At 73.7% G+C, this 12,067-nt stretch carries 12 protein-coding genes; 8 read left to right on the top strand and 4 right to left on the bottom strand.

What is annotated here, in order from left to right; genetic code table 11:
- The first annotated feature begins 91 nt into the window (after positions 1-91).
- The 4 genes from AB0M18_RS06095 (at position 92) to AB0M18_RS06080 (ending at position 2,367) form a co-directional block, all read left to right on the top strand.
- Entirely contained in the window at positions 92-607 is a 516-nt protein-coding gene (locus tag AB0M18_RS06095; RefSeq protein ID WP_365755608.1) for an NUDIX domain-containing protein, read from the top strand.
- Between the two features lie 9 nt (positions 608-616).
- On the top strand, positions 617-1,012 hold the full coding sequence (locus AB0M18_RS06090) for a DUF202 domain-containing protein (protein ID WP_365755607.1): 396 nt from the start codon (positions 617-619) through the stop codon (positions 1,010-1,012).
- On the top strand, positions 1,009-1,347 hold the full coding sequence (locus AB0M18_RS06085) for a DUF202 domain-containing protein (protein WP_365755606.1): 339 nt from the start codon (positions 1,009-1,011) through the stop codon (positions 1,345-1,347). The genes AB0M18_RS06090 and AB0M18_RS06085 overlap by 4 nt, the downstream gene beginning before the upstream one ends.
- A 102-nt stretch (positions 1,348-1,449) precedes the next feature.
- Positions 1,450-2,367: an MBL fold metallo-hydrolase gene (locus AB0M18_RS06080; protein WP_365755605.1), complete on the top strand. Its 918-nt coding sequence runs from the start codon at positions 1,450-1,452 to the stop codon at positions 2,365-2,367.
- 13 nt (positions 2,368-2,380) lie between these two features.
- On the opposite strand, the gene AB0M18_RS06075 is transcribed toward AB0M18_RS06080, so the two are convergent.
- Entirely contained in the window at positions 2,381-3,691 is a 1,311-nt protein-coding gene (locus AB0M18_RS06075; RefSeq protein WP_365755604.1) for an enolase C-terminal domain-like protein, read from the bottom strand.
- Between the two features lie 141 nt (positions 3,692-3,832).
- On the opposite strand from AB0M18_RS06075, the gene AB0M18_RS06070 reads away from it, so the two are divergent.
- Together AB0M18_RS06070 and AB0M18_RS06065 are read left to right on the top strand one after the other, a co-directional pair.
- Entirely contained in the window at positions 3,833-4,864 is a 1,032-nt protein-coding gene (locus tag AB0M18_RS06070) for a phosphotransferase family protein (RefSeq protein ID WP_365755603.1), read from the top strand.
- A gap of 6 nt (positions 4,865-4,870) precedes the next feature.
- Positions 4,871-6,085: an acyl-CoA dehydrogenase family protein gene (locus AB0M18_RS06065; RefSeq protein WP_365755602.1), complete on the top strand. Its 1,215-nt coding sequence runs from the start codon at positions 4,871-4,873 to the stop codon at positions 6,083-6,085.
- A 3-nt stretch (positions 6,086-6,088) separates the two neighbouring features.
- On the opposite strand, the gene AB0M18_RS06060 is transcribed toward AB0M18_RS06065, so the two are convergent.
- The 3 genes from AB0M18_RS06060 to AB0M18_RS06050 are packed head-to-tail and all read right to left on the bottom strand — an operon-like array spanning position 6,089 to position 9,185.
- A complete protein-coding gene (locus tag AB0M18_RS06060) occupies positions 6,089-6,682 on the bottom strand; it encodes a TetR/AcrR family transcriptional regulator (RefSeq protein ID WP_365755601.1) in 594 nt (197 codons plus the stop codon).
- A 29-nt stretch (positions 6,683-6,711) separates the two neighbouring features.
- Positions 6,712-8,424 carry an AMP-binding protein gene (locus AB0M18_RS06055; protein ID WP_365755600.1) on the bottom strand — a complete coding sequence of 571 codons (1,713 nt, stop codon included), beginning with the start codon at positions 8,422-8,424 and terminating at the stop codon, positions 6,712-6,714.
- Entirely contained in the window at positions 8,421-9,185 is a 765-nt protein-coding gene (locus tag AB0M18_RS06050) for an SDR family oxidoreductase (protein ID WP_365755599.1), read from the bottom strand. The genes AB0M18_RS06055 and AB0M18_RS06050 overlap by 4 nt, the downstream gene beginning before the upstream one ends.
- Positions 9,186-9,335: 150 nt before the next feature.
- Here AB0M18_RS06050 and AB0M18_RS06045 point away from each other — a divergent pair, with 150 nt between their 5' ends.
- Both AB0M18_RS06045 and AB0M18_RS06040 read left to right on the top strand, forming a co-directional pair.
- A complete protein-coding gene (locus tag AB0M18_RS06045; protein ID WP_365755598.1) occupies positions 9,336-10,598 on the top strand; it encodes a DUF1343 domain-containing protein in 1,263 nt (420 codons plus the stop codon).
- 122 nt (positions 10,599-10,720) lie between these two features.
- The gene (locus AB0M18_RS06040) at positions 10,721-11,986 is read left to right on the top strand and encodes a serine-threonine protein kinase (protein ID WP_365755597.1); all 1,266 of its coding nucleotides are present in this window, start codon (positions 10,721-10,723) and stop codon (positions 11,984-11,986) included.
- The last annotated feature ends 81 nt before the right edge of the window (positions 11,987-12,067 follow it).

Genomic DNA, 12,067 nt, shown 5'->3' with positions numbered 1-12,067 from the left:
CCGCATCTTGGATACACCGATGTATCCAGTCAACGCCCGGCAGTGGTTTCGTTCCGGTTCCCTGCTGTCGTGCCGGTGGTTTCATGGGCGCATGAGCGCTGAGGACGAGGTACTCGACGTCGTCGACGAGCAGGACCGGGTGATCGGGCGGGCACCGCGCGGCGAGGTGTACGCGCGGGGGCTGATCCACCGCTGCACCTTCATCCGGGTGCGGGACGCCCGGGGGCGGACCTTCGTGCACCGCAGGACCCCGACCAAGCTGGTCTTCCCCTCGCTGTACGACATGTTCGTCGGCGGGGTGGTCGGCACCGGCGAGTCGTACGACGCCGCCGCGCTGCGCGAGGCCGAGGAGGAGCTCGGCGTGTCCGGGCTGCCCCGGCCCGAGCCCGTGCTGAAGTTCCTGTACGACTCCGGGGGCGTGGCCGGCAAGTGGTGGTCGGCGGTCTACGAGGTGCGCTGCGACCTGCCGGTGAACCCGCAGGCGGAGGAGGTGGCCTGGCACGGCTTCCTCACCGACGAGGAGCTGACCGCGCGGCTCGGCGAGTGGGAGTGGGTGCCGGACGGGCGTGCCGCCTACGAGCGGCTCCTCGCCCGGCGTGGCCGTTAAGGTGCCCTGGTGAGCGACTTCGTACAGAGCCTGCGGCTGTGGTTCGCGCCGCGGCGCCTCCGGGAGGAGGGGGAGACTCCCGACTACCGGTTCTCCCTGGCCAACGAGCGGACCTTCCTCGCCTGGCTCCGGACCGCTCTGGCGCTCATCGGCGGCGGTTTCGCCGTGGACCAGTTCCTGCCGGACCTGCGCTGGGGCGTCCGGGTCGGGCTCGCGGTCTCGCTGCTCGTCGCGGGCGTGCTGTGCGCGCTGCGGGCGGTGAACCACTGGGTGCGCTGCGAGCGGGCCATGCGGCGCGGCGAGGACCTGCCCGTCTCCCGCTTCCCGGCGGTGCTGAGTCTCGCGGTGGCGGTGGTCGCGCTCGCGATGGTGGTGGTCGTGGTCTTCGGCTGGGCCGGACGATGACCGGAGCGGGAGCCGGGGCCGGAGCCGCGGTCGCGGACCGGGACCCGGGGCTGCAGCCCGAGCGAACGCGCCTCGCCTGGCGGCGGACCACCCTGTCGGCGACGGTGGTGGCCGTCCTCGCGGGCAAGCAGGCGATCCACGACGACGTGACGGCCGCCGGCCTGCTCGCGGCGGGCCTGTCGGCCCTGGTGTGGATCGGGTTCCTCGCGGTCGCGCACCGCCGGATCCAGTCCCTCGGCGCGGCCCGGCCGCGCGCGCTGTCGCACCGGGGCGCGCTGCTCGCGGCGGTGTGCACGGTGGCGTTCGCGGGGTTCGCGGTCGCCGTGCTGCTCTGACGGAGCCCCGCCGGCGGACCTGGACTCTCCAACTTCCCCTGGACCCGCGCCTGCTGGCACTCTTCCCCTGTCCGATTCGGGCTCTCATCCGGGGGATTCCCTTTGCCTGCCACCGATCCGTACGTGGTCGCGCTCGCGCCGCACGTCCACGCCTTCGTCCAGCCCGACGGGGGCTGGTGCCTGAACAACGCCGGGTTCGTCGGCGATCCCGGCGGCGGCGAGACGCTGCTCGTCGACACCGCCGCCACCGAGCGCCGGGCCCGGCTGCTGCGCGCGGCCGTCCTCGACGCGGGGCTCGCGCTGCCCCGCACGATCGTCTCCACCCACCACCACGGCGACCACACCTACGGCAACGGGGTGTTCCGCCCGGAGGCCCGGATCGTCGGGCACGCCAACTGCCGGGCCGAGCAGCTGGCCGCCGGGCGGCAGCTGCATCTGCTGTGGCCGCAGACCGACTTCGGCGCCGTGGAGATCCTGCCGCCGGACCTCACGTACACGGACACGCTGACGCTGTACGTCGGCGAGACCGAGGTACGGGTGCTGCACCCGGGCCCGGCGCACACCACCGGCGACTCGGTCGTCCATCTCCCGGCGCAGGGCGTGGTGTTCACCGGCGACCTGGTGTTCCACGGGGGCACGCCGTTCCTGCCGATGGGTTCGCTCGCGGGTTCGCTGCGCGCCCTGGAGGTGCTGCGCTCGCTGGACGCCGCCACCGTGGTGCCCGGGCACGGGCGGGTGACCGACCCCTCGGCGTACGACGCGACCGAGCGCTATCTGCGCTGGGTGCGGGAGTTGGCGGCCGAGGGGTACGCGAAGGGGGACCTGCCGCTGGAGACGGCCCGGGCGGCGGACCTGGGCGAGTTCGCGGCCTGGCAGGAGAGCGAGCGGCTCGTCGCCAATCTGCACCGCGCGTACGCGGAGCTGGAGGGGCTGCCGGAGGGCCACCCGCTCGACCCGGCGGCGGTGTTCGGGGACATGGCGGCGATGAACGGCGGCGTGCCGGTCGCCTGTCACGCGTGAGGCAGAGGTAGCGCTACCAGCGGGCGGGCCGCCACTCCGGGTCCGCCGCGCGCATCGCGGCCACGTCGTCGCGGTCGCGGTACCGGCCGTCGTCCTCCGCCCAGCGGCGGTGGAGGTCGGCGAGCCGGTCGCGGTCGAGCTCCACGCCGAGGCCCGGTGTGTCGGTGACGGCGAGCCGGCCGGCCCGGAAGGCGGGGGTGGTGGTGATCACGTCCTCGGTGAGCCACGGGTAGTGGGTGTCGCAGGCGTGGTGGAGCGCCGGGAGGGTCGCGGCGACCTGGGTCATGGCGGCGAGGCTGATGCCCAGGTGGGTGTTGGAGTGCATGGAGAGGCCGACGCCGTACGTGCCGCAGAGCGCCGCGAGTTCGCGGGTGCGGTGCAGTCCGCCCCAGTAGTGGTGGTCGCAGAGCACGATCCGTACGGCGCCGCGCGCGAAGGCCTCGGGGACCTCGTCCAGGGTGGTCACGCACATGTTGGTGGCCAGCGGCACGTCCGTGCGGGCGGCGACCTCGGCCATCGCGGCGGTGCCGGTGGCCGGGTCCTCCAGGTATTCGAGCAGGTCGCCGAGTTCGCGGGCGACGGCGAGGGAGGTCTCCACGGACCAGGCGCCGTTGGGGTCGAGGCGCAGCGGGGCGCCGGGGAAGGCCTCGGCGAGCGCGCGGATCGCGGCGACGTCCCGGTCGGGTGCGAAGACCCCGCCCTTGAGCTTGAACGAGCCGAAGCCGTGGAGGCGGGCGAGGCGGCGGGCCTGCTCGACGAGGCCGGCCGGGTCGAGGGCCTCGGCCCTGGGGGCCCCACCACGCGCCCCGGGCGCAGGAGGAGGGTCGGCCTGCCCGGGTGAGGCCCATTTGTAGAACAGATACGCGCTGTACTCGACCTCGTCGCGGACCCGGCCGCCGAGCAGGGCGTGCACGGGCAGTCCGAGGCTGCGGCCGAGGGCGTCGAGACAGGCGGTCTCGACGGCGGAGACCACGGAGAGCAGCAGCTTGTCGGCGGTCTGGACCCCGCGCAGTCCGCCGGCGTCGACCCGTCCGTCCGCGTCCTTCCCGGCCGCCGTGCCGCACACCTCGGCGGCCAGAGCGAACAGGCCGTTCACATCCGTGACCGATCGGCCGGGCAGCGCCTCGGCGAGGGGGCGCGCGAGGTCGAGGTATCTCGTGTCGCCGTAGGTCTCGCCGAGTCCGGTGACCCCGCCCGCGGTGACCACCTCGACCACCAGGCGCGGGGTGAGGGGCTGGTGGACGCCCTGGGTGTTGAGCAGCGGCGGGTCCTCGACGAGGACGGGGGTCAGGCGGACGTGGTCGATACACAGCGCCGGATTCATATGTGAACCCTATTCACGGCTTCGGATGCCGCGCCAGAGGCGTGCACGTCCTTTCAGGCAGGGCTTGACGCGGATCACTCTGGACGACATACCGACTGGTCGGTCATCATGAACCGACGCCGAACCCGGAGGTACGCCCGCATGACCGCCACTCCCCCACCCGGCCTCGACCCCGAGGCGCTGCGCCGCCACCTCGACCGCGAGCGGCCCGGTCTGGTCGCCGGCCCGCTCACGGCCCGGCTGATCGAGGGCGGACGCTCGAACCTCACGTACACCGTCACCGACGGCTCCGCCCAGTGGGTCGTGCGCCGCCCGCCGCTCGGCCATGTCCTCGCCACCGCGCACGACATGAAGCGCGAGCACCGCGTGATCAGCGCCCTGCACGACACCGCCGTACCGGTGCCGGAGGCGGTGCTGCTGTGCGAGGACGACTCGGTGCTCGGCGCGCCGTTCTACGTCATGGAGTACGTGGCGGGCACCCCGTACCGCTCCGCCGCCCAGCTCGCCCCGCTCGGCCCGGAGCGCACCCGCGCCGCCGTCCTCGGGCTCGTCGACACCCTGGTCGACCTGCACGCCGTGGACCCGACCGCCGTCGGCCTCGGCGACTTCGGGCGCCCGGAGGGTTTCCTGGACCGGCAGCTGCGCCGCTGGGGCAAGCAGCTGGACGCCTCGCGGGGCCGCGAGCTGCCCGGCATCGACGAGCTGCACGCCGCGCTCGGCCGCAGCCTGCCGGAATCGCCCGCACCGACCGTGATCCACGGCGACTACCGGCTCGACAACGTCCTCATCGGGACGGACGACCGGATCAAGGCGGTCCTGGACTGGGAGATGTCCACCCTCGGCGACCCGCTCACCGACCTCGGTCTCCTCGTCATGTACAGCACACCGCTCGGCCTCCCGGACTCGCCGGTGTCCACCACCGCGACGGCCGCCGGACATCCGGGCACGGCCGAGCTGATCGAGCGCTACGCCGCCCGCTCGGGCCGCGACGTCTCCGCCCTCTCCTGGTACACGGCCTTCGCGTGGTTCAAGCTCGCCGTGATCCTGGAGGGCATCCACTACCGCTACACCCTCGGGCAGACCGTCGGCGCCGGCTTCGACCGGATCGGCGACCTCGTGCCCGTCTTCATCGAGCACGGCCTCACCACCCTCCAGGACCTCCAGGAAGGCTGATCCGCCATGGACTTCGCGTTCGACGCCCGCACCGAGGAACTGCGGGCGAGACTCCTCGCCTTCATGGACGAGCACGTCTACCCGGCCGAGCCGGTCGCCGAGGAGCAGCGGGCCGCGCTCGCCTCCCCGTGGGACACCCCCGCCATCGTCGAGGAGCTGAAGGCCGAGGCGCGCCGCCAGGGCCTGTGGAACCTCTTCCTGCCGGACGAGGAGTACGGCGCCGGGCTCACCAACCTGCAGTACGCGCCGCTCGCCGAGATCACCGGCCGCAGCCCGCACCTCGCCCCCACCGCCCTCAACTGCGCGGCCCCCGACACCGGGAACATGGAGGTGCTGGCCCAGTTCGGCGACGAGGCGCAGAAGAAGCAGTGGCTGGAGCCGCTGCTCGCCGGCGAGATCCGCTCGGCCTTCGCGATGACGGAGCCCGAGGTCGCCTCGTCCGACGCGACCAACATCGAGACCCGGATCCGGCGGGACGGCGACTCGTACGTCGTCGACGGGCGCAAGTGGTACATCTCCGGGGCCATGAACCCCGACTGCAAGATCTTCATCGTGATGGGCAAGACCGACCCCGACGGGGCCGACATCCGGCGCCAGCAGTCGATGATCCTGGTCCCCCGCGACACCCCCGGCGTCGAGGTGCGCCGCGCGATGCAGGTGTACGGATACGAGGACCACTCCCACGGCGGGCACGCCGAGGTGCTGTTCCACGGGGTCCGCGTCCCGGCCGCGAACCTGATCGGCGAGGAGGGCGGCGGCTTCGCCATCGCCCAGGCCCGGCTCGGCCCCGGCCGCATCCACCACTGCATGCGCCTGATCGGCATGGCCGAGCGGGCCGTGGAGCTGATGTGCCGGCGCGCCGTCTCCCGTACCGCCTTCGGCAAGGCCCTCGCCCAGCAGGGCGTCGTGCAGACCTGGATCGCCGACGCCCGGGTGAGCATCGAGCAGCTGCGGCTGCTCGTCCTGAAGACGGCCTGGCTGATGGACACCGTCGGCAACCGGGGCGCGCACACCGAGATCCAGGCGATCAAGATCGCCACCCCGCGGGCGGTCGTCGACATCATCGACAAGGCGGTCCAGCTGCACGGCGCCGGCGGCGTCTCGCAGGACTTCCCGCTGGCCGAGCTGTGGGCCGCGGCCCGCACCCTGAAGCTCGCCGACGGCCCGGACGAGGTGCACCAGCGCTCGCTGGCCCGCCGGGAGCTGAAGAAGTACCTGTAGCTCCTACGGACGCAGGGCCCGCAGCAGGAGGTCGGCCAGGTGGTCGGCGACCTGCTGCGGGGTCAGCGGTCCGTCCGGGCGGTACCAGGTCGACAGGTGGTGGACCGAGCCGAAGTGGTAGTCCACCACCAGGTCGGCGGGGGTCGCGTCGGAGAACACCCCGGTCCGCTGGCCCTCCTCGATCAGGGCGCGGAAGCGCTCGTGGTAGCGGCGCCGCTCGGTGCGCACCTGCTTGTACTTCTCCGGGCTCAGGTGGTGCATCGAGCGGAAGAAGATCGAGGCGTCGTCGAGGTTGTCGATGGTGGTGACGACGACGTCCGCGGCCGCGTCCCGCAGCCGCCGCTCCACCGGGGCGTCCGCCTCCGCGAAGGCGTCGAGCCGCTCCTGCTGGAGCCGCAGGACCCGGGCGTAGACCTCCTGGAGCAGGTCCTCCTTGGAGCCGAAGTAGTGGTAGAGGGCGCCCTTGGTGACGCCCGCCGCCTCCACGATCTCCTGCACGGAGGTCCGGTCGTAGCCCTGCTCGGCGAAGAGCCGGGTGGCGGCGGCGAGGAGCCGCTGGGGAACGGGCACCCCGTTCCCCTCCGTCGTCCTGGCCATGCTGCGCCGCCTTTCGTTCATGCGTCTGCTCACTTCGGGGACCGCAGGTCCCGCCTGAGGATCTTCCCACTTGTCGTCTTGGGCAGCTCCGGCAGGATCTCGACCTCGCGCGGGTACTTGTACGCGGCGAGCCGCTCGGCACAGTACGCGGACAGCTCGGCCGGCTCCGCCGCGGCGCCGGGGCGCAGGCTCACGTACGCCTTCACGGTCTCGCCCCGGTAGGCGTCGGGGACGCCGACGACGGCGGCCTCGCGGACGGCGGGGTGGGTGTAGAGGACGTCCTCAACCTCGCGCGGCCAGACCTTGAAGCCGGAGGCGTTGATCATGTCCTTCTTGCGGTCGACGACGTAGAGCCAGCCGTCGGCGTCCATGAAGCCGATGTCGCCGGTGCGCAGCTCGCCGTCGGGGAAGGCGGCGGCGGTGGCCTCGGGCAGCCGCCAGTAGCCGGGGACGACCTGGGGGCCGCGGACGGCGATCTCGCCCTGTTCGCCGAAGGGCAGGTCGGTGCCGGTCTCGTCGACGATGCGGACGACCGTGTCGGGTCCCGGCACGCCGACCGAGAGGGTGCCGGAGACGGGGTCGACGGGCGCCTCGTGCTCCGGCGGTACGGAGGCGCAGGGCGCGGTGCACTCGGTGAGGCCGTAGCCGTTGCGGATGTACGGGCCGAAGGCGGCCCGGAACTTCTCGACGAGCGCGGGCGGCACGGGCGCGCCGCCGGAGGAGATGACCAGGAACGACGAGAAGTGGTCGGGGGTGGCGGCGGGGTGGGCGCCGAGCGCCATGAAGGCGGTGGAGGGGCCGACGGTGTAGGCCGGGCGGTGCTCCAGGAAGGCGTCCAGGACCACTCCGGCCTCGAAGCGGTAGGCGAGGACGAGGGTGCCGCCGTTGGCGAAGCAGGCGCCGAGCTCGCACACCAGGCCGGTGATGTGGAAGAGCGGGGCGAGGACGAAGTAGCCGGCGCCGGGCGGGACGGGATGGCCGGCGCGCTGGCGCTCGGCGTTGTGGACGATGCCCCGGTGCAGGTTGAGGGCGCCCTTGGGGGTGCCGCTGGTGCCGGAGGTGTAGCTGATCAGGGCGATGTCGTCGGTGGTGAGCTCGCGTCCTTCGGGGGCCGGGTGCCCGGCGCGGGCGACCGCGAGGAGGTCGTCGGCCTCGGTGGGGACCGGCTCGAAGCCGAGGACGCGGGGGTCGTTCCGGGTCTGGAGCTGGCGCTCGTCGGCGGTGAGGGCGATCCGGACGCCGGCCGCGGCGGCGGTGTCGCGGAGATGGCCCGTCCAGGCGTGGTCGGAGCAGATGACGGCGCGGGCCCCGGAGTCGCGCAGGGCGTGGCCGACCTCGGCCGCCTTGTACATGGGGTTGAGCGGGACGACGGCGGCCCCGGCCTTCCACGCGCCGAGCAGGGCGAGCACGAAGTGCGGGCTGTTCTGGAGCATCACCGCGACCCGGTCGCCGCGTTCGACGCCGCGGGCGGCGAGGTGTCCGGCGACGGAGTCGGAGAGGGCGTCGGCCTCGGCGTACGTGAGGCGCGCGTCGAAGTAGACGAGCGCCGGGTGCGCGGGGGTGCGGGCGGCGGCGGCCCGGAAGGCGTGCAGGAGGGTCGGCGGCGGATCGATCGGGGCCCGCTGGGCCTCGCTGAGTCGGCCGAGCCAGGGCTTGGCGGCGTAGATCGAACCCCGGGCGGACGGTCCCTCGGAGATCGGTCCGTCGGTGATCGGTCCCTCGGCGGCCTCGTGTGCGGTCATGCGCCCGCCCCTTCCCACTTCTGCTGGATGTGGTTCATATTGCCGAGCCAGCGCTCGGGGTCGCCGGCCCGGGCCCGGTAGTAGGCGCCGACCTCCGGATGCGGAAGGACCAGGAAGCGGTCCTCGGCCATGGCGTCGAAGAGGGCGTCGGCGACGTCCTCGGGCTCGATGGCGGTGGGGGCGAGCACGAGTTCGCCGGCCGAGCCCGCCGCGGTCAGCATGTCCGTACGCACGCCCTGCGGGCAGATCGCGTGCACCTTGAGGCCGCGGTGGCGGTAGGTGAGCGAGAGCCATTCGGCGAAGGCGTACGCGCCGTGCTTGGAGACGCTGTACGGGGCGGCGCCGACCATGGTGAGCAGTCCGGCGGCGGACACGGTGGACACGAAGCGTCCCTCGCCGCGCTCCAGCCAGTCCGGCAGCAGGGCGCGGGCGGCGCGCACATGGGCCATCACGTTGACGTCCCAGGCGGCGGCCCAGACCGCCTCGTCGGCGAAGGCGTCGCCGGGCGAGGCGAGGCCTGCGTTGGCGCACCACACGTCGATCCGGCCGCCGAGCGCGGCGCGGGCCTCCTCGACGACGGCCGAGGCGTCGCCGGGCACGGCGAGGGCGCCGATCTCCTCGGCCACGGCCTTGGTGCGGTCCGGGTCGAGGTCGTTGACGACGACGCGCGCCCCCTCGGCGGCGAACCGCCGGGCCAGTGCGGCGCCGATGCCGCCCGCCGCACCCGTGACGACCACTCCCGTGCCCTGCACCGTACTCATCCGGCCCACCTCTCCGTTGCGGTTCTCCCGGCAGACTAACCAGTCGGTATGTCGTCGTGGAAGAGGTCGTGGCACGCCTCGTTCCGCGCGGGCCCGTCGGGCGCTAGCGTGCGTGGCCATGTCAGGGAAGGCGATCAAGGAGGTTTCCTCATGAGCCGTACGAACCTGTCCAGACGAGGCCTGCTGGCCGCGGGCGCGAGCGGCGCGATGGCGGTGGCCGTGTCGGGCGGCCGCGCCGCGGCCGACGCACCGCCAGGCCGGGGCCGCCCGGTGCGCACCGGCTTCGACCGGCTGGCCGCCGACGGCTACGCACCGCTGGCCGGGCAGCGGGTCGGCGTGGTCACCAACCCGACCGGCATCACCGCCGACGCCCGGCACCTCGTGGACGTGATGCACGCCGACGAACGCGTCGACCTGGTCGCCGTCTTCGGCCCCGAACACGGCTTCCGCGGCACCGCCCAGGCCGGCGGCTCGGAGGGCCGCTACGACGACCCGGCGACCGGACTGCCCGTCTACGACACGTATCTGAAGAGCGGTCAGCCGCTCGCGGACGTGTTCACCGCCTCCGGCGTGGACACGGTCGTCTTCGACATCCAGGACGTCGGCGCCCGCTTCTACACGTACATCTGGACGCTGTACGACTGCATGGTCGCCGCCGCGCTCGCGGGCAAGCGCTTCGTGGTCCTGGACCGGCCGAACCCGGTGACCGGGCGGGCCGCCCTCGGACCGGTCCTGGACCGGGCGTTCGCCACCTTCGTGGGCCGCGAGCCGATCGCGCAGGCGCACGGCATGACGGTGGCGGAGCTGGCCCGGCTGTTCAACGCCGAGTTCCTGGCGAAGCCGGTGCCGCTGGAGACGGTCGCGGTGAGCGGCTGGCGGCGCGCCGACTTCTTCGACGCGACCGGGCTGCCGTGGGTGCCGCCGAGCCCCAACATGCCGACGGCCGACACGGCGCTCGTCTACTCCGGCACCTGTCTCTTCGAGGGCACCAACCTCTCCGAGGGACGGGGCACCACCCGGCCCTTCGAGCTGCTCGGCGCGGAGGGGATCGACGGGCGCTGGGCCGAGGCGGCGAACGCACTCGGTCTGCCGGGCGTGCGCTTCCGCGAGGCGTACTTCGCGCCCACCTTCTCCAAGTTCCAGGGCAGGACGGTCGGCGGGGTGCAGCTGATGGTGCACGACCGCGAGGCCTTCGACCCGGTCCGCACCGGCATCGCGCTGCTCGTCACGGCGCGGCGGACGTGGAGCGGCTTCGCCTGGCGCCCGGACAACTGGATCGACCGACTCACCGGCTCGGCCCGGGTGCGCACGCTGATCGACGCGGGGGCCGGCACCGACGAGGTGGTCGGCGCCTGGGACGCGGACCTGGCGGCCTTCCGGGAGATGCGCCGGGAGTACCTGATGTACCACTAGGCCGTGTCCTCCGGCTCCTGCCGGGCTCCCGACGTCCGGCCGCGATTGTGACGACTGGCCGTCCCTCCGCGCGGGAAGAATGCCGGTGCCAACGGCGCTCCTCGACGCGGAGGGACGGGCCCATGACGGTGACGAGTGTCGAGCCGTACCGCGAGGTGGTCCTCGACAAGGACGGCGACGGCCCGGCCGGCCAGGCGGGGGCGCTCGCCGGGCTCGCCCGCGCGGGCTGCACGGACCTGGTGCTCTTCACACACGGCTGGAACAACTCGCCGTCCGTGGCGACGGGTCTCTTCGACCGCTTCTTCGAGCCGTTCCCGAGGGTGTCCGGACCCGGTCGGCGGCTCGGCTACGCGGGCCTGGTGTGGCCCTCGATCATGTTCTCCGACGAGCGCGTGCCGGACTATCCGGCGCTGCGGGCCGTGCTCCCGGAGCGGGCGCCGGCGGTGGACCGGATCGAGGAACTGCTCGCCGCGGAGCCGGCGGACGAGGCGGCTCTGGCCGAGTTCGCCGGGCTGCTGCGGGAGCTGACCGGGACCGGGAGCGGGGCCCGGACCGGGACCGGGACCGGGACCGGCTCCGAGGGCCGGGCGGCGGTCGGAGCCGGGGCCGGAGCCGGCGCGTCGATGCCGGAGTTCCTGGTCGGCGATCCGGCGACGGTGTACGGGATGTTCGCCGACGCCCTGGAGGCCGCCGAGGCCCCGCCGCGGGCAGGTGCGGCCGGGGCCGAGGCGCTGTTCGGCGGGGATCGGGCGGGTCGGCTGTGGAAGGGCGCCAGGGAGGCGCTGCGCCAGGCCACGTACTTCACGATGAAGCGCCGGGCCGGCGTGGTCGGCGAGCGGGGCCTCGGTCCGCTGCTCGGCGAGCTCGGCCGGGCGGCACCGGGGCTGCGGGTGCATCTGGTCGGTCACAGCTTCGGCGGCCGGCTCGTCGCGTACGCCCTGCGCGGGCTGCCCGCCGGGACCCGCAACGTGAAGTCGGTGACCGTGCTCCAGGGCGCCTTCTCGCACTACGCCTTCGCCGCCCGGCTGCCGCACGACCGCGACCACGGCGGCTCGCTGGCCGGCCTGCAGGACCGGATCGACGGCCCGCTGGTGGCCTGCCACTCCCACCGCGACACGGCGCTGCGGGTCTTCTACCCGCTGGCCTCCCGGGTCGCCCGGGACGACGAGTCGCTGTTCGGCGACGAACGGCGCTGGTGGGCGATCGGGTACGACGGCGTCCAGGCCGTCCCGGGCACGGCGGCCCGCACCCTCGCGGCCGTCCTTGCCGACGGGCTGCCCGGGACGGGCTGTGTGAGCGTGGACGCGGCGCGGGTGGTGTCCGAGCACAGCGACATCTGCCATGCCGAGCTGGCCGGGGTGGTGGCCCGGGCGGGCCGCTTCGACTGATCCGCCCGCCGCTCCGTACGGCCGCCCACGGCGGTTTTCGGCCGATGCGCCGAAGTCCGGCGGAACAGGATGGAACACGAT

Source organism: Streptomyces sp. NPDC051909, assembly GCF_040681095.1.
Classification (GTDB): domain Bacteria; phylum Actinomycetota; class Actinomycetes; order Streptomycetales; family Streptomycetaceae; genus Streptomyces.
This window is presented reverse-complemented; position numbering and strand designations above follow the sequence as displayed.